General features: G+C 61.1%; 13 protein-coding genes. 5 read left to right on the plus strand and 8 right to left on the minus strand.

The annotated features are described in order from the left end of the window. Positions 1-49 precede the first annotated feature (49 nt). The 5 genes from PseAD21_RS20410 to PseAD21_RS20430 are packed head-to-tail and all read right to left on the minus strand — an operon-like array spanning position 50 to position 8,385. Positions 50-1,453: an ATP-binding protein gene (locus PseAD21_RS20410; protein WP_102357399.1), complete on the minus strand. Its 1,404-nt coding sequence runs from the start codon at positions 1,451-1,453 to the stop codon at positions 50-52. Further along, a complete protein-coding gene (locus tag PseAD21_RS20415; protein WP_102357400.1) occupies positions 1,450-3,264 on the minus strand; it encodes a DAHL domain-containing protein in 1,815 nt (604 codons plus the stop codon). The genes PseAD21_RS20410 and PseAD21_RS20415 overlap by 4 nt, the downstream gene beginning before the upstream one ends. Beyond that, positions 3,261-4,214, minus strand: coding sequence for a cytochrome-c peroxidase (locus PseAD21_RS20420; protein WP_102357402.1), 954 nt, complete (start codon positions 4,212-4,214; stop codon positions 3,261-3,263). The genes PseAD21_RS20415 and PseAD21_RS20420 overlap by 4 nt, the downstream gene beginning before the upstream one ends. A gap of 44 nt (positions 4,215-4,258) precedes the next feature. Beyond that, positions 4,259-6,130, minus strand: a complete 1,872-nt coding sequence (locus PseAD21_RS20425; protein WP_102357403.1) for a bifunctional diguanylate cyclase/phosphodiesterase — start codon at positions 6,128-6,130, stop codon at positions 4,259-4,261. Further along, positions 6,127-8,385, minus strand: a complete 2,259-nt coding sequence (locus tag PseAD21_RS20430; RefSeq protein ID WP_178082151.1) for an EAL domain-containing protein — start codon at positions 8,383-8,385, stop codon at positions 6,127-6,129. Before PseAD21_RS20430 ends, PseAD21_RS20425 begins: the two co-directional genes overlap by 4 nt. Positions 8,386-8,636: 251 nt before the next feature. Here PseAD21_RS20430 and PseAD21_RS20435 point away from each other — a divergent pair, with 251 nt between their 5' ends. From PseAD21_RS20435 to PseAD21_RS20450, 4 genes are all read left to right on the plus strand, one after another. Continuing rightward, complete coding sequence (locus PseAD21_RS20435) at positions 8,637-9,998, plus strand: HD domain-containing phosphohydrolase (RefSeq protein ID WP_102357406.1); 1,362 nt, start codon at positions 8,637-8,639, stop codon at positions 9,996-9,998. A 66-nt stretch (positions 9,999-10,064) separates the two neighbouring features. Then, a complete protein-coding gene (locus PseAD21_RS20440; protein ID WP_102357408.1) occupies positions 10,065-10,499 on the plus strand; it encodes an NUDIX domain-containing protein in 435 nt (144 codons plus the stop codon). Positions 10,500-10,522: 23 nt separating this feature from the next. Further along, complete coding sequence (locus tag PseAD21_RS20445; RefSeq protein WP_102357409.1) at positions 10,523-11,161, plus strand: LysE family translocator; 639 nt, start codon at positions 10,523-10,525, stop codon at positions 11,159-11,161. Between the two features lie 2 nt (positions 11,162-11,163). Beyond that, on the plus strand, positions 11,164-11,694 hold the full coding sequence (locus tag PseAD21_RS20450; RefSeq protein WP_102357411.1) for a GNAT family N-acetyltransferase: 531 nt from the start codon (positions 11,164-11,166) through the stop codon (positions 11,692-11,694). On the opposite strand, the gene metR is transcribed toward PseAD21_RS20450, so the two are convergent. The 3 genes from metR to PseAD21_RS20465 form a co-directional block, all read right to left on the minus strand. Continuing rightward, positions 11,678-12,595 carry a transcriptional regulator MetR gene (gene metR / locus PseAD21_RS20455; RefSeq protein WP_047296309.1) on the minus strand — a complete coding sequence of 306 codons (918 nt, stop codon included), beginning with the start codon at positions 12,593-12,595 and terminating at the stop codon, positions 11,678-11,680. The two genes, PseAD21_RS20450 and metR, sit on opposite strands and share 17 nt — an antisense overlap. Before the next feature lie 123 nt (positions 12,596-12,718). Beyond that, positions 12,719-17,782: a dermonecrotic toxin domain-containing protein gene (locus PseAD21_RS20460; RefSeq protein ID WP_371859076.1), complete on the minus strand. Its 5,064-nt coding sequence runs from the start codon at positions 17,780-17,782 to the stop codon at positions 12,719-12,721. Positions 17,783-18,078: 296 nt separating this feature from the next. Further along, positions 18,079-18,924 carry a hypothetical protein gene (locus PseAD21_RS20465; protein ID WP_256588201.1) on the minus strand — a complete coding sequence of 282 codons (846 nt, stop codon included), beginning with the start codon at positions 18,922-18,924 and terminating at the stop codon, positions 18,079-18,081. 278 nt (positions 18,925-19,202) lie between these two features. Between PseAD21_RS20465 and PseAD21_RS20470 the strand changes: the two genes are divergently transcribed. Next, positions 19,203-20,222: an alpha/beta fold hydrolase gene (locus PseAD21_RS20470; RefSeq protein WP_102357415.1), complete on the plus strand. Its 1,020-nt coding sequence runs from the start codon at positions 19,203-19,205 to the stop codon at positions 20,220-20,222. Positions 20,223-20,264 lie beyond the last annotated feature (42 nt).

The raw sequence follows: 20,264 nt of genomic DNA on the forward strand, positions 1-20,264 counted from the left end.
TCCAAAAACAACAAATCCACCCCCGAAACATTCGCCGAACGTCCACACCTCAGGCCGCGGGTCGGCTCTGGCGCATCGGCAACTCGACGCGAAAGGTCGTGCCCACGCCCGGTTCGCTGCGTACCGAAATGTCGCCACCGTGTTTTTTGACGATGCCGTAGGACAGCGACAGGCCAAGTCCGGTGCCCTGGCCGACCGGTTTGGTGGTGAAAAACGGATCGAAGATTTTCTGCAGGATGTCTGGCGCGATCCCCGCGCCGGTGTCCGCGACTTCCACCCAGGCCGTGTCTTGTTGTTGCCCGGTGCGCAAGGTGATGGTGCCGCGCTCGGGGCCCATGGCCTGAGCGGCGTTGACCACCAGGTTCATGATCACCTGATTGATTTGCGACGGCAGGCATTCGATGTCCGGCAGCGGCTGATATTCCTTGATCAGGTCGGCCTTGTACTTGAGTTCACTGGCGACGATGTTAAGGGTCGACTCTATGCCTTGTTGCAGATTGGCCCACTGCCATTGCTGATGGGTATCGACCCGGGAGAAATCCTTGAGGTCCTTCACGATCTGCCCGACGCGGCCAATGCCTTCCTTGGATTCGCGGATCAGCACCGGGATGTCTTCGAGCAGAAAATCCAGATCGACGTCTTTGCGCAGTTGCTCAAGCCGGGCCACGGACTCGCTGTCCGGCGTGTGTCCCAGCGTCTGCCAGGCATCGAGTACGCTCAGCAATTGTTTGAAGTAGCCGTCGAGGGTGCCGAGGTTGGAGGAGATGAAGCCGATCGGATTATTGATTTCATGGGCCACGCCGGCTGCCATTTGCCCCAGTGAAGCGAGCTTTTCCGACTGCACCAGCTGACTTTCCAGTTGCTTGCGTTCATCGATTTCTCGCTGCAGCTCTTCGCTGGCCTGCTTGAACTGAGCGGTGCGCTGATCGACCAGATGTTCCAGGTGATGCATCTGCAACGAGGCGCGTTCCGTCATCTGCCATTTGGTCAGCAGGGTGTTGGCCATCTGCTGCACTTCGATGTTGTCGAACGGCTTTTTCAGAATCAGCAACCGGTCATGCGCCTGCAGACGTTCCAGCAGTTCATCCCAGGAATAATCCGAATAGGCGGTACAGACCACCACCTGCAACAGCGAATCCTGTTGCCAGAGATGCTCGATGGTTTTCGCGCCGTCCCAGCCGTCGGGCATGCGCATGTCGACAAAGGCCAGCGCGTAGGGGCGTTGTTCCTGCAGGGCCTGCATCAGTTTGCCCAGGCCTTCCTCGCCGCCATAGGCGCAATCGAGCTCGAACAGCGGGCGCTGGGGGCGGGTCTGCGCACCGAACAGGGCGGCTTCCATTTCGTCCAGTTCCTGCGATTGCGCGGCAGCCGGCGCGAGAATCTTGCGGAAGTCTTCATGAATCGACGGCATGTCGTCGATCAGCAGAATGCGGCGGTTCGAATGCTCGCTCATGCGTTCTCCGTGACGCTGATCAGGGGGATCTGCAAAGTGAACAACGCACCTGTGCCCGGTCCGTCGCTGTGCGCGGTGAGGTGCCCGTTCATCTCGATGGCCGCCAGGGCGCAACTGTGCAGACCGAAGCCGTGGCCTTCCTTGCGGGTGGTGAAACCATGGGCAAAGATCCGCGTCATGTTTTCCGGTGCGATGCCTTCGCCATCGTCCTTGACGCTGATTTCGAGAAAGCTGTCATCGACGACTTTTACCGCCAGGGTCATGGTGCGGGGGCGGTTGCTCAGGTCGGACATGGCGTATTTGGCGTTGCTGATGAGGTTGATCAGGATCAGCAGCAAGCGGTGTTTGTCGCCCATCACCTGCGGCACTTCGGCGTATTCCTTGACCACCGTGACGTGGTGTCGGGTCAGGGCCCCGGCGTTCATGCGCAACGCGTCTTCGAGCAACTCGTTGATGAACAGCGGTTCGGTCATGCTGTTGGCGCCAGCATAGGACTGCTGGGTGGCAACGATGTCCTTGATGTGATCGACGCTTTTGTTCATCTGGTTCAATTCGTCGACCATTTCCTGCTGTTCCTGCGCAATCGCGCCCACCAGCTGGTTGAGGTAACCAGGGAGCAATTTGCCCTTGGCGTCTTCGCTGAGGAACGCACCGAGGTCATCCGGGTGTTCGTTGATCAGTTGCATGGCCTTGCCCAGGCCCTGGGTCTTGCTGCTGCGCAGCTTGCGCGTGATCAGGTCGCTGGAGATGTTCACGCTGTTGAGTACATTGCCGACGTTGTGCAGCACGTTGGTGGCGATTTCAGCCATGCCGGCCTGACGTGCCGCGTCGAGCAGTTCGCTCTGGGCGTCCCGCAGTTCCCGGGTGCGCTCCTCGACCCGTTGCTCCAGCGCGTCGTTGGCCGATTGCAGGGCGCTATTGACCCGGTTGATTTCGGCGAAACTGCCGATCAGGCGGATGGCCAGCCACACCAGCGACATCATCAACAGGACCGAAAACAGCAGCAGGTAGAAGTGATACTGCCGATCGACCAGATCGGCGCGCTGCTGATCGCGGTCGAGCATGGTGGTGATGTTGTCGAGGCGGTCGGCCACGGGGATGTTTTCGATGCTTTCGAGCAACTGATTGACCTGTGGCTGCTCGCGAGCGATCAGGGTGATGTGGTTGCTGAGGATTTTGATCGGCGTTTGAAATACCTGCGGCAGGCGCTGTGCGTTCACCGCCAGTTTGTTCAGGCCAACTTCGATGTCGGCGGCCCGGTCATCGGAGGTGACCTGGGCGAACTCCAGGGCACTGAGCAGCAGGTCGTAGGTATCGGTGGTGATGTTTTCCAGTTGTGATTGATCGTAGTCCGACAGGTTGGCCAGTTGCTGCTGGATGTCGTCTTCGGCGGTGGGCAAAAATGCCAGGGAGTTGCGCAACAGCGCGTTGTGCGATTTGAACTGTTCGACCAGACGGGTCTTTTCCTGCATCGCCTGCAGGTAACCCTCGTGGGCCTCGTTCCATTGCGCCGAGTCGTTGCGACCATGCCCGGACTCGATCGCGTCGAAGCGCGCCCAGAGCCGGTTCATCTCGTTCATCGGTGACACCAGCGGGTCGTAGTTGTGGGTGATTGCCACGCGGGCCTTGAGGATTTCGTTTTCCCACTGCGAATTCTGCTGTTTGATCTGCCGGATCAGATCCCGCGACTCGGTGTACGTCATGGTCTGGTCGGAGCTGGATTTGAAGTACAGAAACAGCAGGATCGAGGCCAGCACCAGGGCGACCAGTGTGAGCAACAGCAGACTGCGCCGACGAGAGATGTTGATCATGGCTTGCCTGCCCATTGGCCGGTGAGAGTCGTGAGAAACAGAATGATCAGCCGTTTATCCTCTTCACTCGGCATGCGCCCCAACTGGTACTGGAACATCACATCCACCGCCCGTTCGAGGGTGGGCGCCGAGCCGTCGTGAAAGTACGGTGCGGTGATCGCGACATTGCGCAGGCTCGGCACCTTGAACACGGCCCGGTCCGCTTCATCGGCGGTGACGTTGAAGCGGCCCTGATCGGCCACGGTCGGGTTGCCGCGATCGGCAATGTAATCGCCGAACACGCCGAATTTCTGGAACATGTTGCCGCCGATGTTCACCCCCTGATGGCAGGCGATGCAGCCGTATTCCTTGAAGCGCTGGTAACCGTACTTCTCCTCCAGGGTGAGGATGTCGGTGTTGCCCAGCAGGTATTGATCGAAGCGTGAGTTGGGCGTCAGCAAGGTGCGTTCGAAACTGGCCAGCGCCTGCTGGACATTGGCCTTGGTCACGCCGTCCGGGTAGGTGGCGGCGAAATCGCGACGGTAGTCGGGGTCGTTGGCGATCCGCTCGATAACGGTGCTCCAGTCGCTGCCCATTTCATGTGGACTGGTAATGACGACGTTGCTTTGCTCCTCCAGCGTTTCGACGCGGCCATCCCAGAACTGGCGGAAGTTGAGGGTGGCGTTGAACACGGTCGGCGTGTTGACGGCCACCGGTTTGCCGTCGAAGCCCAGCGACAAGGCACGGCTGTCGGCACCGTTCCTGTCCAGCTGGTGGCAGCTGGCGCAGGACAGCGTGTTGTTGATCGATAACCGTGGTTCGTGGAATAACCGCTTCCCGAGGTCCACCCGCCGGGCATCCTGCTGCGGCACGCCGGGCAAGGGTTTGAGGGGCTCGTCCAGCGGATCGGCACTGGCCCCGGCGCAGAATCCGCACAGCAGCAACGCCATGGCGTGGTGGAAAAGGCTCATCGGCAATCGTCTCCCTGACTCAAGGCCGGTTTTTACGGTGTTGATCAAATCGTCCACGGCGCAGGCTCGGTGCCAGCCAGCAAATGTGCAAACGCGTCTGCCGGCAGGGCTTTGCTGAAAAAGTAGCCCTGACCTTCCTCGCAGTGATGCGCCTTGAGAAAGGCCAGTTGTTCGGCGGTTTCAATGCCCTCGGCGATGACCTTAAGCCCCAGACCCTTGCCCAGGTTGATGATGGCACTCACCAGCGCGGCATCGTTGCGGTCATCGCTCAGGCCGCGAATGAACGACTGGTCGATCTTCAGCACATCGATGGGAAACCGCCGCAGGTAGCTCAGGCTGGAATAGCCGGTGCCGAAGTCGTCGATGGCCAGGCGCGTGCCCAGCGCCTTCAGGCGATTGAGCGCAGTCATCGTCGCCTCGACGTTTTGCATCAGCACGCCTTCGGTGATTTCCAGCTCCAGCCATTCGGGCGCCAGACCTGCCTGCTCAAGCACGTGTGCGACGCCATCGACGAAGTCACGCTGGCGAAAATCGATGGGCGACATGTTCACCGACATACGAATCAGCGGCAGCCCGGCTGTTTGCCAGGCGCGGGTCTGACGACAGGCTTGCGCCAGGACCCATTTGCTCAGCGGCACGATCAGACCGCTGTCCTCGGCCACCGGAATGAAGTCCGAAGGGTAGACCCAGCCATGCCCCGGTTTCTGCCAGCGTATCAATGCTTCGGCACCGACTACCGTGGCCGTGCGCAGGTCGATTTTCGGCTGATAGTGCAGGACGAATTCGTGCTCGTGCAGGGCGCGGCGAATGCCCGACTCGATGCTGTGTTGTTCCCGGGCGTGCTGGTTCATGGCCTCGATAAAGAAGCCGATGTTGTCGGGACCTTGTTCCTTGACGTTGCGCATCGCGGTCTCGGCCTTCTTGATCAGCTCGATGGCTTCGAGGCCGTCAGCGGGGTAGACGCTGATGCCCAGGCTGGCGGTGACGCTGACGTCATGGCCGGCAATCGCCTGCGGCAGGCGAATGGCGGCGAGGAGTTTTTCCGCGATGCCGTGAGTTTGCAGGGGGTGGTCGATGTCGCCGAGGATCACCACGAACTCATCGGAGCCGTAGCGAAACACCGAGTCTGAACCGCGGACACAGGACAACAGTTGCCTGGCAGCCCGCCTGAGCATTTCGTCGCCCGCCGGATGGCCCAGCGCATTGTTGATGCGCTTGAAGCGATCCAGGCCGAGGAACATCACCACCAGTTGTTTGTCATGGCGCCGGCACACGGCCAGGGCCTGGCTCAGGCGATCACCCAGCAGGGTGCTGTTGGGCAGCTCCGTGAGGCTGTCGTATTGCAGCAGGTGCGAGACTTTGAGCAGTTCGTGAACCCGCGCCTCGACGCTCTGCTCAAGGCTGAGCATCTTCAGTGCCGCGTCCTGCGCCAGCTGCCATTTCCAGGTCAGGGCGTTGGCCATCTGACGGATTTCCAGGCTGTCGAACGGTTTTTTCAGGATCAGCAACTGGTCGCCGAACTCCAGACGTTCGGCCATCGCCTCCCAGCTGTAGTCGCTGTACGCCGTGCACAAGGCGATCTGCAGGTTGGGGTCGACCCGCCACAATTGCTCGATGGTTTCCAGGCCATCCCAGCCGGGCGGCATGCGCATGTCGATGAAGGCGAGGGCATAGGGAGTGCCGCTGGCGAGCGCTCGTTTGACCAGCGCCAGGGCTTCCTGACCCTGATAGGCGGAGTCGAGCTGGAAGCTCAGGTGCGGCGCCTGGCGAGTGCCGAACAGCGTCTGTTCCAGTTGATGCAGGTCGGCAGTGTCCGGAACCTGCGGCGCGAGGATCTTGCGAAAGTCATCGTGAATCACCGGCGTGTCGTCGATGATCAGGATGCGCCGGTTGGTCTGGGGAAAAGGGGTTTTCACGCCTCGTCCTCCTTCGGTGCCGGACGCGGGCTGTCCTTGAGCAGTCGCCCGGCCTGCTCGGCGCTGACCGCCGCGCTGAAATACAGTCCCTGCGCGCTGGGCAGCGGGGCGGCGGCGGGCGGCGCGCAAGGCTGATCCGGCGACGGTTGACCTTCAGCGATGATGCCGATGTCCAGGTCCCGGGCGAAGTTGACGATGGCACGCAGGGCGTTGGCGCCGGCCACATCGTGGGCCGCACTGTCGATGAAACTCTGGGCCAGTTTGAGGTGGTTGACCCGGTAGGTTTTCAGGTAGTCGAACGAGGAGTATTCGGTACCGAAATCATCGATGGCGATGGTCACGCCCAGTTCACGCAGGCGCGGCAGTGCATCGTTGTGCGTCCACTTGGTCTGGGCCAGCGTGGCCTCGGTGACATCGAAACGCAGGTCCCAGGGGGCGAGTTCCCAGCGGGCAGTGGTGCGCAGCACGTTGTAGATGAGTTCCGGGCCGCTCTTGAGTTGCGCCAGCGAGAGTTTGATCGCCATCACCGGCGGTGCGACCCCTTCATTACGCCACAGATGCATCTGGTGGCAGGCGTGATCCAGCACCCAGCGTCCGAGAGGAATGATCGCGCCGGTTTTCTCCGCGATCGGCACAAAGTCCGATGCCGGCAGCAGGCCGCGCCGGGGATGTTGCCAAAGGATCTGTGCCTCCATGCCCAGAATCCTGCCGCTGTGCAGATCAATTTCTGGCGCGTAATGCAGCCGCAGCTCATTGCCCTCAAGGGCGGTCATCAATTCGCTGACGAGGGTCATGCGTTCGGCCACTTCCCGAGAGATCTCCTCGGAGTGGAAGTGATATTGGTTGCGGCCCATTTCCTTGGCGCGGTACAGCGCCATATCGGCCTGCCCGAGCAGGCTGTCGGCATCGAGGCTGAGGTCGCTGTAACTGCTGATGCCGATGCTCACCGAAATGTGTAGCGCATTACCGGCCAGGTTGTAGGGCGCCAGCAGCGTGTCGCGGATGTTGGCGGCCATCGTGGCCGATTGGGTCGGGTCACTGACGTCCAGTTGCAGGATCGCGAATTCGTCGCCGCCCAGGCGCGCCACCACGTCGCTTTCGCGCACGCCGAACTTGATGCGCCGGGCGACCTCCTGCAGCAGCAGATCGCCCACCGGGTGGCCCAGGGTGTCATTGATCCGCTTGAAGTGGTCCAGATCCAGATAGAACACCGCGAACGGCATGGCGCCCCGTCGCGCGGCGGCAAACGCCTGATGCAGGCGTTCGATCAGTGTGGCGCGATTGGCCAGGCCCGTCAGGCCATCGGAGCGGGCCAGCAACGCCAGTTTGTCCTCGGCCAGGCGACGTTCGGTGATGTCGAGGATGATGCCTTCGACTTCCAGCAGTCGGCCGTCATGATCGCGCACCGGGATGTAGCGGTTCTCCACCCAGCGCCAGGTGCCCTGGCCGGTGCGCATCCGGAATTCTATGGATGCGCCCGATGCATGCCGATCCAGCACCCGGGCCATGGCCGCATCGACGATGGCGTGATCGTCCGGGTGAATCAGTTCCTGCGCCCAGTTGGGCGAACCCACCAGGTCGGCGGCGACATGCCCGTAACGGGTGATGTTGTGGGAGATGTACATCAGGGCAAACGAAGGATCGCCGCGCAAGCGGTAAAGGATGGTCGGGCTGTTCTGCACAATGATGTTGGCGTCGGACAGTTCGCGGGTGCGCTCCTGCACGGCGTTTTCCAGCAGGTTCATCTTCAGTTCGGCGTCTTCGGTCATCTGCCATTTGACCGTGAGGGCGCTGGCCATCTGCCGGATCTCGATCGCGTCGAAGGGCTTTTTCAGGATCAGCAATCGGTCGTTCAGGGCCAGGCGACGGTCAATGTCTTCCCAGGAGTAGTCGGAATAGGCCGTGCACAGTGCGACTTGCAGCTTGGGATCGACTTGCCACAGCCGTTCGATGGTCTCCAGGCCATCCCAGCCCGGGGGCATGCGCATGTCGATGAAGGCCATGGCATACGGGCGGTTTTCAGCCAGCGCGGCTTCGATTTTGTCCAGCGCTTCGCGGCCCTGAAAAGCCGAATCCAGTTCGAAATGTTGGGTTTGTTTGGCGGACGGGGTGCCGAACAACAGGTTCTCGGTTTCGCCCAAGCCATCGTCGCCGGGGACGACCGGGCTGAGAATCTTGGCGAAATCGCCATGGATCGCCGGACTGTCGTCGACAATGAGCACGCGGCGATTGATCTGCGCGGTTGGCGTGCTCATGTCGCGCCACTCACGCAGAGGTGTGCTGTTGTCATCCGGGGCATCCTTTTCCCTCGCCATTTGCCTGTTCGTAAGCCGATGGAGTCCTGCGCCGTGTACAGCATAGTCGGCCCCTCGGTACTGCGCTTGCGGCGCCGGACGAAGATTTGCGTGAATGCAGGCAAAAATCATCTAGCCTTGGACTCAGGCGCGGACCAGTGAGGTGGTCGGTCGGTGCGTCGTCAACCCCTGTTTTCGCTTGAGGCCATGCCATGGAAGAGCAATCCGCCCCGATGCCGTCGCATCGACCCACGGTGCTGCTGGTCGATGACGAGGAATCGATCCTCAACAGCCTGCGTCGCCTGTTGCGCGGCCAGCCCTATGATGTTTTGTTGGCCACCAGTGGTGCCCAGGCGCTGGACATGCTCGCGCAGCAGCCGGTGAACCTGGTGATGAGCGATGCACGCATGCCGAACATGGACGGGGCGTCGTTACTGGCCCATGTCCGTCAGCTATACCCTGAGACTGCGCGGATCATGCTCACCGGCTATGCCGACCCCGGGGCCATCATCAAAGCCATCAATGACGGGCAGATTCACCGTTACATCAGCAAACCGTGGAATGACGAAGAGATGCTGCTGATCCTGCGCCAGTCCCTCGAGCACCAGCATTCCGAGCAGGAACGCCAGCGCCTGGAGCGCTTGACCCAGGTACAGAACGACCAGCTCAAACTGCTCAACAGCACCCTGGAAAAACATGTCGCGGCGCGCACCGCCGAACTGCAGCAGACCGCCGACATGCTCGATCTGGCTTACGAAGAGCTCAAGCACAGCTATGTCACCGGCACTGAAGTGTTCTCGCTGCTGGCCAATCTGCGTTTGCCGCCTGCCAAACAGACCAACCGGCAGATCATCGAACTGGTGCGCAGCTACTGCAGACAGCACGGGCTGGACGAGGCCACCAGCCGCGACCTGACCATGGCCGCAGCGCTGTATAACGTCGGCAAGCTGAGCTGGACCGACGGCATGATGACCACGCCCTCGGATCTGTTGCGCCATACCGATCGCGAGCGTTATCGCAGTTACCCGAAGCAGAGCGAATCGTTGCTCATGACGCTGGACCCGATGAAAGATGCGGCACGCCTGATCCTGCATCATCAGGAACGCTGGGACGGCAGCGGGTTTCCTGACCGGCTCAAGGGCGAGGGCATTCCGTTCGGTTCACGCCTGCTGAAACTGGCGGTGGATTTCGTCGAGTTGCAGCGGGGCCTGATCCTCGAGCGGCAGATGAACAGCGACGAAGCGCTGCTGTACCTGCGCCAGTACGCCGGGCGTTTGTACGATCCTGATCTGGTCGAAGATTTCATTCTGGTGTGTGCCGCATTCCTCAACGACATCACGCTGGCCGATCCAACAGTCAAGGTGCTGACCACTCGGGATCTGGCCGCGGGGATGATTCTGGCGCGCAACCTGAATGCCGATAACGGCATGTTGCTGCTCAACGCCGGCAAGGTCCTCAACGCGTTGTTGGTGGAAAAGCTGATTGCTTTCGAAGCCATGGAGGGTGGCAAGTACAAGATTTTCGTCAAAGTGCCGGAGGAGGTTGAAGCCGCGCTCAAGGCCTTGGGAGAGTGATCTGCGAGGTGACGTCATTGGACGGGCATGGGATCCTTGCGGTTTTTCCAGGCCGGTGGCTGACCCATGACCTCTGCATCCGTTGCACCTCCACGTCTTATCCGTATTGCCGCCGCCTTGTTGCTCAACACTGAAGGCCAGACCCTGCTGGTGCGCAAGCGCGGCACCACGGCGTTCATGCAACCGGGCGGCAAGATCGAAGCGCATGAGTTGCCGGTGCATGCGCTGGCCCGTGAGCTGGAGGAAGAGCTGGGCCTGCAGATCGATCCGGCGCAGGCGTCTTTTCTCGGCCAGTTCTCGGCGCCTGCGGCCAACGAGCCGGGGTTTGTCGTTCAAGCGGAGATCTTTCAACTGACCATTGATGTCGAAGTCACCCCGGCTGCCGAAATCGAGGAAGTGCTCTGGATCGACCCGGCCACTGACGCTGGTCTGGTGCTGGCGCCATTGACACGCGACCTGATCCTGCCGTTTTATCGCAATTCGCTGACCGCGCTCGCCTGAACATTCACGCAAAGGACACTGCCATGATCCCGCTTCAAGACTTGCTGATCTTCGCCGCCGCCGCGCTGTTGATGGTGCTGACGCCGGGGCCGAACATGATTTACCTGATCTCGCGTTCGATCTGTCAGGGACGCAAGGCCGGGGTCACGTCGTTGTTGGGCGTGGTGGGTGGATTCTTCGTGCACATGTTCGCGGCGGCTGCCGGTTTGACTGCGGTGTTTTTGGCGGTGCCGATGGCCTATGAAGTGTTGAAGTGGGCCGGTGCGCTGTACTTGCTGTGGCTGGCCTGGCAAGCGGTGAAACCCGGTGCGCGCTCGCCGTTCGAGGCGCAGCAATTGCCGCCGGACTCCTCGCGCAGACTGATCACCATGGGCTTTCTCACCAGCGCCTTGAACCCGAAAATCGCGGTCTTCTACCTTTCGGTGTTTCCGCAATTCATCACCCCCGAACACGGCTCGGTGTTCACCCAGAGCATCATCCTCGGCCTGACCCAGATCAGCGTCAGTTTCAGCGTCAATCTGCTGATCGCGTTGTTTGCGGCAGGCATTGCCTCGTGGTTCGTGCGTAACCCGACGTGGCTGGCAATCCAGCGCTACTTCATGGGCTTTGTACTCGGTGGCCTGGCGGTGCGCCTGATGCTGGAACAACGCAGGACGGCCTGAACATGTGGATCGAACGGCTGGACGCCAGCCACGCGCTGGCCTACCGCGAATTAATGCTGGAGGCCTACGACCGCCACCCGCAGGCCTTCACCTCCAGCGTGCGCGAGCGCGCGGTGATGCCGCTGAGCTGGTGGGAAGCGCGGCTGACCAGCAAGCTCGACGCGGTGTTCGGCGCGTTCGAAGACGGTCGGCTGGTGGGCATCGTCGGCCTGGCGTTCGAACTTCGGGAAAAGGCCCGGCACAAGGCAACGGTATTCGGCATGTACGTGTCGGCGGAATTTCGTCAGCGCGGGCTGGGGCTGAAATTGATGGAGGCCGTGCTGGGCGAAGCGCAGCAGCATCCGGCGCTGAAAGTCATTCAATTGACCGTCACCGCTGGCAACGACGCAGCATTTCATCTGTACCAGCGCTGCGGCTTCATCCAGTTCGGCCTCGAGCCGATGGCAGTGCGGGTCGGCGAGGACTACTTCGACAAGATCCACATGTGGTCCGCGCCTTTCGTGCCAACCGCCAGCCTCAACGAACCGCGCTGACCCCATCCAGCGTCGAGAACGACGTGTCCTTGGCCGTCAGCAGGAAATCGCGCATGTACGGCGCATCCAGCATGTCGGCGCGGATCGCCGCGTACAGCGTGGCAAACAGGCCTTTCTCGCCCAGTCGCTTGGCCTTCACATAGCCACGCGAGCTGTACTCGTGCAGCGCCCAGTGCGGCATGCCGCAGACGCCACGGCCGCTGGCGACCAGTTGCATCATCATCACCGACAGCTCCGAAGTGCGGACCTGCGCCGGTTCGATGTCGGCCGGTTCGAGGAAACGGGTGAAAATGTCCAGCCGATCGCGTTCCACCGGGTAGGTGATCAAGGTTTCAGTCAGCAGGTCTTCGGGCACGATGTAGGGTTTGCTCGCCAGTGGATGCTGGTTGGCAACCGCGAGCATCGCTTCGTAGGTGAACAGCGGCACGTAGGTGATACCGGCGATGTCCAGCGGATCGGAGGTCACCACCAGGTCCAGGTCACCACGGGCCAGTGCCGGCAGCGGAGCGAAGGCGAAGCCCGAGGCGAGGTCGAGTTCGACTTCCGGCCAGGCATCGCGGAACTGGTCGATGGTCGGCATCAGCCACTGGAAGCAGCTGTGGCACTCGATCGCCATGTGCAGGCGCCCGGCAGTGCCACCGGCCAGTCGGCTTATGTCGCGTTCGGCGGCGCGCAGCAGCGGCAGGGTTGCATCAGCCAGTTGCAGCAGGCGCAAACCGGCGCTGGTGAAGCGCACCGGTTTGGTCTTGCGCACGAACAACGGCATGCCCATGCGCTCCTCCAGTTCCTTGAACTGGTGGGACAGCGCCGATTGGGTCAGGTGCAGGCGGTCGGCGGCATCGACCAGGCTGTCGGCTTCGCGCAGGGCATGCAGGGTTTTCAAATGACGGATTTCAAGCACCGCATGGCTCCATGAATAAAATTTGTGAACGAGGCGAAGACGGTGAGTTTGTCTCATGTTGGCGGGGCTGTCGACCGCTGAAGTCGCAGCGGGGCACTTCCTGTGCCCCGCTGTTTTTCTGTCTTAGAGGTTGGCGAAATGCTGGATGCCCAGCGGTTTGCCGATATCACCGCGCCAGATCGCCTCGACCTGAGCGCCGCTGGTCGCTTGGGCCTGTTGCCATTGCAGGCCGAGATTGCGCTGCTCTGGCAATTTCAGATGGGCTTTGACGAAGTCGTGGAACGGCACTTTGTCCGAGGTGTAGTGAAAGTGTGCGTACCACAGCGTGCGTGGCGGGTTGGCGGTGAGGTCGCGCACCTCATATTCCTGGAGAAAGTCCTTGCGCCCGTCAGCGCGCTTGCCCAGCGCGCGCATTGCGCCTTCCTTGCGGATATCGAGCATTTTCTGTTGCAGCAGATAGTCCAGATAACCCTCGGTAGGGGTTCTGCTGCGCAGTGACTGATCGATGCGCAACGTACGGCCGAGGCTTATCAATTCCTGGGCCTGGTCCTGCAATTGCACGACCAGTGGCTCGGCTGGCGAGAGCCGTGCGATGGCGTTCGCACGGGTGCTCAGTTCGGTCGCTTCACTGCCTAACATGTGTTCCAGATCGACGGGCAGCATGTCTTGTCTCGCGTAACCGGTGACTTTGCTGTTATAGGCCTGGACGCCGGCCAGGCGCTTTCGGGCTTCTTTCAGCAGCGGCTGCACGTTGGCTGGCAAGGGGGGCGCAGAGGCCGCCGGTTGAGCGTGCAAATGGTATTTGCCGCTCGAACGCGATAACCAGGTTTCCTGATAACCGTCGATGCCTTCGATGGTGAAGCGCTTTTGCCGGGTTCCGGCATCAATACTTTCGATACCGATCAGCAATTGGTTGTCCTCGGTTTCAAACAATTGCTTGCCGCCCGCTTCTTTGGGCTTGATCGCCGGACGCTGCCTGATCGCTTGGCGAGCATGTTGTTCAACCTTGGTCAGACCATCGAGAAACGCTTTGACCTGTTCAAGATCGAGGTGCTGGGGATAACCCAGCGTCCACGCGTTCAACTGCCGACGAAAGCCTGCGTAGGTGTCCAGGCAGTCCTCGATCACCCGGTTGCGCTGTGCAAGGCTGGCCTGCACATCCGGTAGATGATGCTGCGTCAGCAGCGCCCGTCCGACCTTGACTCGTGCTTCTTTGAGTTGAACGTGGAAGTAGACCCAGGACAGATCGTCGACCGCTTCATAGTGGGTAATGATCTCCAGAATGTGCGCGGTTCTGAGGTAATAGTGCGTGGTTTCGCCAAACCGTTGGTTGAGTGGCGCAAGCTCCGCTGTCATTTTGGCTTTGTGTGCGCGGTTGGTGATGCGGCTGTTCCACAGATTGGCCTGTTCGATGAGCCCGTGCTGGTGATCGAATTCCTTGAGGAAGTTTTTGCGCACGACTTTGCGTTGGGCCATGAGGCTTAAATGCGCTGTGGTGTCATCGAAGGGCGTCGCATCAGACTGCGCAACGAATGCGTCGACACTGTCCAGATGCTCCAGCAGGCGTTGGCGGGAAATCGCGGCGCGCTGTATTGACCGATCAACCTGCGCCCATGCGCAGCGACTTTGAATGTCTTCAAGCAGCAGGCGTTTTCTGCCGTGACTCAGAGGCAGTAGTTCGGCAACGTTCTGGTAGAGCTCCTGAGCCAGTCCGATATCGTTGAGGCAGGCGGCGTCGACCGTCGCTTCCAGAGATTGACGCTCGGCAATGGACAGTTGGTTGTCACGCTCCAACAACCGGTTGTAACGCTCCAACAGTTGGTTGGAACTGCGCGTCTGGGTATCAAGGCGCCGGGTGTAGGCATCGGCGGTGTTGGTCAGGGTCAATTGCCTGCGCAGTTGCCGATCGGTCCACCAGCGCGGCAACCACTGGCGGATCGGGGCGGGCCAGAGCGGATCCATGCCGTCAGCCAGATGCCCGAGTACCGCGCCGCCGCCTGCGCCGCCCCCCTCCATCACGGTGCCGAACACCGCGTAGTGAGTGTTCCACTGGCCGCTTTCGTCGAGGGCGATCGGCTGTTTGTAGCCGCGAAGCCAGGTGCCGTAGAGTCTCCAGCCGCGCGGTGCATCGCCGAGCTGGACGCGATAGGTGCGGCCCTGACGGACGATGAAGTCGCCATCGACATGGCGGTAGACGTTGCGGTAGACGCCGTGGGTGGCAGGGTGCAGGCCGGCCAGGGAAATTTCGTGTTCGTATTCGTAACCCTTGAAGCGATCGAGCGACTGCCGGGCCCATTGCCAGGACGTCGGTATCGCGGCCGGTTTGCCCCATGCCGCGCGTTGCCGTCGACGGGTCACCAGACGTGCGGCAGCCGGGGCCGATACCGTCCCCGGAAGCACGTCCATGGCAGCATCGATCAGTGACAGCAGCACCGCCTCCACCTCGGCCAGCCCCTGACCGATCTCACCCCGCAAGAACGCCGCCACGGCCAGATTGGCGCTATTCCAGGCGTCATACAGGGACACCGCTGCGCCGATGAACGGCAGCATGCCGATGGCCATTTTCAGGTAATTGAACAGCGCACCGGACTTCAAGGCGCAGTGCTCCAGATACAACGCATCGTTGGAGCGCGAGCTGTTGCGATGGGCTTCCAGCAACCGGCCCATGTGCACGTTCAGCAGATGGTTGGCGAGTGATGTCGTAGCGGGCCATGCCATTCCGACGCCGATCAGGGCATCGAAGTTGCGCAGTTGCGCCTGCTCGATCCGGCTGACATGACTGGCAAAATCGCCGCTCACGGCGCGCCCGGCCAGATAGTTGACCATTTTGCTGTCCACGCAACGCTTGAACAGATCCAGGCGCGCCTGTTCCAGTGTTTCGTACTGGCGCAGGAAGATGGCGTCGCTGCTGTCGGGCAGATACAGCAGGGTCAGGCCAGCGGTTTGCTCGACAATGAACGTCACGCCTGTGAGCGTGCTCGGTCCCTGATGCGCGGTGTCTTCACCGCCGACCGTCAGATGCGCCGGCAGCAGTGCTATGCGTTGACCATCGACCGCGTAAGCCTCAGGTGTTGTCGCATCGATGGCAATCTTCAGCAGGTCATGGCCGGCGCTGTCGATGTGTCCTTGCAGCAGGGCGAATTCGCCTTGCAGTTTGAGCATCAAGCGCCACGGCTCGCTCAGGCATTCGCGGCGCCAGGCCTGTTGGAACGCAGGTTCTGCCGGCGTGCCGAAAAACGTCTGGCGAATCAGGCTTTCGTAGCGTCCGGGCAGATCCAGTTCTGTCACCAGTTTGCGCAAGTAGGCCGGTTTGAGCCCGGCCTCGATGCTCCGCCGGTCGGCGGCGTCTTCGGTGCTGACCTTGAGCCGCATGAACAACAGGCGCCACCCCATGTCCTGGTCGATGTTGTCCTGTGCCAGTTGTTCGAGGGTGATGTCGCTGCGTCTGGCGCTGGCCGTCAGGACATTGCGTTGTGGTGTGCCGGGCGCGGCGCCCTCGATCAGGGTTTTTTGCCAGACCGTGGAATCGGGCAGGTCGAGGCTTACGGACACACGTGTTCCCAACGAGAAGTCTGTGCGCAATCGGGCGTCGATGCGTTTTTCGGCGAAGGCCTGACGCGGCGGGAGTTCGCGCTCGAGCAAGGCATGGGCGCGTCGAATGGCGACGAGATAATGGCTGATCAGCGTTTTGATCCGTGCACGGTGTGCGCCGTCCACGTTGTCGAACCATGCGGGCAGGTTGCCGGCCAGCGCGGCGCTGTGATCTTGCTCCTGGCGCTCGGCAAATGCCCGTTCACGGGCCTGCGCGAGCGGCAGGGTCAGGCGCGGCAGGTGTTGTTCGCGCAGCTTTTCCATTTCGCTGTTGCGCTCGCTGGCATGCGTGGGCAACGGGTTGTCGTGCAGAATCTGCGCGGCTTGTTGTTCGCACTGATAGAGCTGCTGATCAAGCGACCAGGCGAGCGGATCGCTCTTGAGTGGCGTCAGGTGCAGGGCCAGTTCGTGATCGTTGGGCGAGCGCTTGAACAGGTTCTGCTCCAGCGCCAGACGCGAATCGAAGCGCTGCAGTCCGCCGAACTGGCCCGGCCAGTAGAGCAGCAGGCTTTCGGTCGAGCCTGGCTCCAGCGCCAAAGACGCGGCGATGATCAGCACACCATGCAGGTCCTCGATGTGGGGAAGGTCCTGGTCTGCCGCCGACAACGACACGCGGGCAATCACCCCGTCGACCAGCTGAGGGTTGCGCTCAGGTGCGTCCAGCAACGCGATGATTCGCCGGTGCTCCTCGACGCTCAGGTGATCGAGCACCCGTTGCAGTTCGACCTCGATGCGCAGCCCCGCGATTCGGGCCTGCAGCAGCGCGTGGTAATGGACATTTGTGGCATGGCGCAGTTCGAGCATTTTCAGTGGATCGCGGTTGTCTAGCAGTGCCGATGCTGCATCATGACTGGCTTGGCGGGCCTCGCTCAGCGCGTCGAACTGCTGCGCCAGTTGCTGACGTTGCGGGCTGTTCAGATCCGCGGCAGCGGTCTCGCCAAGCAAACGGTCGAGCGCGCGCTGTTCACGCGCCAGCGTCTGCCGGCGCAGCTCAAGGGGAATGTCGGCCACCAGCAAGCCAAAGGGCGTAACCTCATCGACGGTTGGCTCGGCGCTCTCAGGCAGAGTGGGCGCGACCGGAAAAAATTTGTCGAGCGCGGCCCAACCAGCGCCGGTGCTTGCCGATGTGGACATCAATGGTTCAACTCCGCGTGTGAGCGGATCGTTACCGAACTCGATGAAGTCCAGCGAGGTGGTGCGTAGCGGGTCCGGGTGCTGATCAATCAGCCAGCGTTCAAGATCGGTCTGCTGTTCGAAACGGATCAACGGTTGCGGGTGCGCGGGCAGATAAAGCAGTACCGTTTCCTCCAGCTGGATCAGCAACGTGCCGTACAAACGCAGACGGCTGTTATCGACACGGTTGAGTACCGGTTGCGCGACCCGCAGATCCGCAGCGATCTTGCTCGAAGGTGTGAGGAGCTGCGCCAGCCTGTGTCGTTGTGCGGAGTCGAGCTTGCCTTCGGCATCCGCCCATTGAATCGCGGCCTCGAAATGCAGGTGATAGAGACTCAGGGCATGGTCGCGACGCGACAACGCAGTACCGGGCGCGCGGGCACCCCACCAGGCGCTTTCGGGCTGCCGGGGGTGGTGGGCCATGAGATCCAGCCATTGCTGGTGACAGTCGTTCAAACGCGCTGTCGCCAACAGGTGAAGATTTTGATCGACGTGTGGCTGTAGTCGTTGATCAAGGCCGAAATCGGCCGTTGCAGGGGGCAGTGCGTGGGACATGCGACAAGGCTCCAAAAGGCATGCAGGCCGGAAAATCCCGGGCATTCATGCCATTAGAGGCGAGCCGTCACAGAGCCCTGCGGTACATAGTTATCGCTTGATCGCGCATTCGTTTCGGTGGGTGTCCACCTCAGGTCACGCGCGATCAATAATTACCTCAGTGATCAAGGCAAGCGGGATTGCGCGACGTCCTGATCTTCTTGTCGGAGTTCAAACCGCGCATTCTGCGTAGAGGTCGGCATCGTCAGTTTTATGATCGGGACGATTTTGCCTTTTGATTCGTTGTAGAAGTCGCGTTGGTTATACCTCGCCACGGCCAGCCCGCTATCCACGTAGAAGAATGCTTCGATGGGCAGTTGTGCCGGGATCCCCTTCGGCCAGGTTTTGATGATGAGTTCGCTGAATTCATTGAACCCCGGACGCCCGACGGGTTTCAGCGCGATCGCGCGGATGGCTTGATAAAACGAGTCGGCGGCGAGTTCATTCATTTCGTCGCGCACATCGAAGCTGCACTGATAGCGGAAATAATCGACGTTGTGGGTGAAGGTGTGGGCGACCCACTGTTCGGCCGTGGTGATGTTCTGGGACTGGCAGCGTTTACTGACGACAGGGTAAACATCGGATGCACCACAGCCCGGTTTATCCCGGCCCCATGTCGCGCCGTCGATGGGAAACACACACAGCACCATGGTTTGCACAGTGCCCACCGGGCGTTTCAATACCGGGTAAATGATGTAGCCATTGTTCCGGTCCCAGGGCATGTGCCTGAAACTGGCGTCTTTGCGCAAATACGAGAACGACATTCCGCCCAGTTCGATGGCACCGGGACTCGGGTCCCAGACATGGAAACCGTTCGGGGTATCGGTGGCGCGCAACATCAGGCCGGAGCAGAGAAAGGCTGGCTGGCTGGACGCGCCATTACACATTCTGATGGTTTCGTCATAGCGCTTTTGCAGTTCGGCAGCGACACCGACCCCTGAAGGCATCTGCGGTACCTGAGTGACCTCCATCGGTGGAGTGCTGCAAGCAGAGAACAACAGTGCGAGTGCAACTATCCAGATTCTCATCAACTTTCCTCCAGGATTGATTGTGTTGTCCTGGTCTCAGTGCAACGAAAAGCGGGTGTGCGCACTACTGACAGAAATGACAGTTGCGACGAACGGTTGCGGCTGACAGCGAATGACCGCTCGGCACTCTTCATCAAACTGTCACGCAACTGTGGCAGCGCGCTTGAACAAACTTCATCAGACTCGCGCTCTACTGGGGTTCTGCGTTTCGGTGTTTTTCCATGCGTTTATTTTTTCTGTTGGCCGCGCTGTTGTTCGGCCTGCCGTCGATGGCGGCTTCGCGTTGCGACGTCAATGTACCGACTGAACGGGTCGATCTGGCGCAGGTGAGCCTGGCCTACCAGAGCATTGGCCGCGCGTCGGATCCGGCGCTGTTGCTGGTCATGGGGCTGGGCGGGCAGTTGATCCACTGGCCGGACGAAGTGGTGGTTGCGTTGTGTCAGCAGGGTTTCCGGGTGATCCGCTACGACAACCGTGACGTTGGCCTGTCGACCTGGCGCCAGGCGCCGGCCGAGGCCAACCTGACCTTTGAAGTGCTGCGCTACAAGCTCGGCCTGCCCATGTCAGCTCCGTATTCACTGACCGACATGGCCGATGACGCGCTGGGTTTGATGGACGCGCTGCACGTCGAGCAGTTCCACGTACTGGGCGCGAGCATGGGCGGGATGATCGCCCAGCATCTTGCAGCAATGGCACCGCAACGGGTGGAGAGCCTGACGCTGATCATGACCAGTTCCGGCGCCGAAGGCTTGCCGGCACCGAGTGCGGCGCTGGTGCAACTGCTGGCGCGACGCGGTGCGCCGAATCGCGAGGTGGCGCTGGAGCAGCAGGCTGATCTGTTGGCGGCACTGGGCAGTCCGGCGGTTACTGATGATCGGCAGGCGTTGCTGCATCAGGCAGCGGTGGCCTACGACCGGGCGTTCAACCCCGAAGGTGTGAAGCGCCAGATCATGGCGATTCTTGCGGAACCGAGCCGGGTGGCATTGCTCAATCAACTGCGGGTACCGACCCTGGTGGTGCACGGCACGGCCGATCCGTTGCTGCCGGTGATGCACGGTGTGCATCTGGCGGCGCATATTCGCGGCAGTCAGTTGAAACTGATTCCGGGCCTGGCCCATCGTTTTCAGGAAGCATTCAAGGCGCCGTTGCTGGCGGCGGTGTTGCCGTATCTGCAGCAGCATCGTGAAGATACGTCGCACTGGGCGCAGATTGAACCGGTGGCAAGCGGTAACCTGCTGTAGGCGAGGTTTTGGCGGTGTTGATTCGGGCCTCTTCGCGAGCAA

The sequence above is a fragment of the Pseudomonas sp. AD21 genome (assembly GCF_002878485.1).
Taxonomy (GTDB): domain Bacteria; phylum Pseudomonadota; class Gammaproteobacteria; order Pseudomonadales; family Pseudomonadaceae; genus Aquipseudomonas.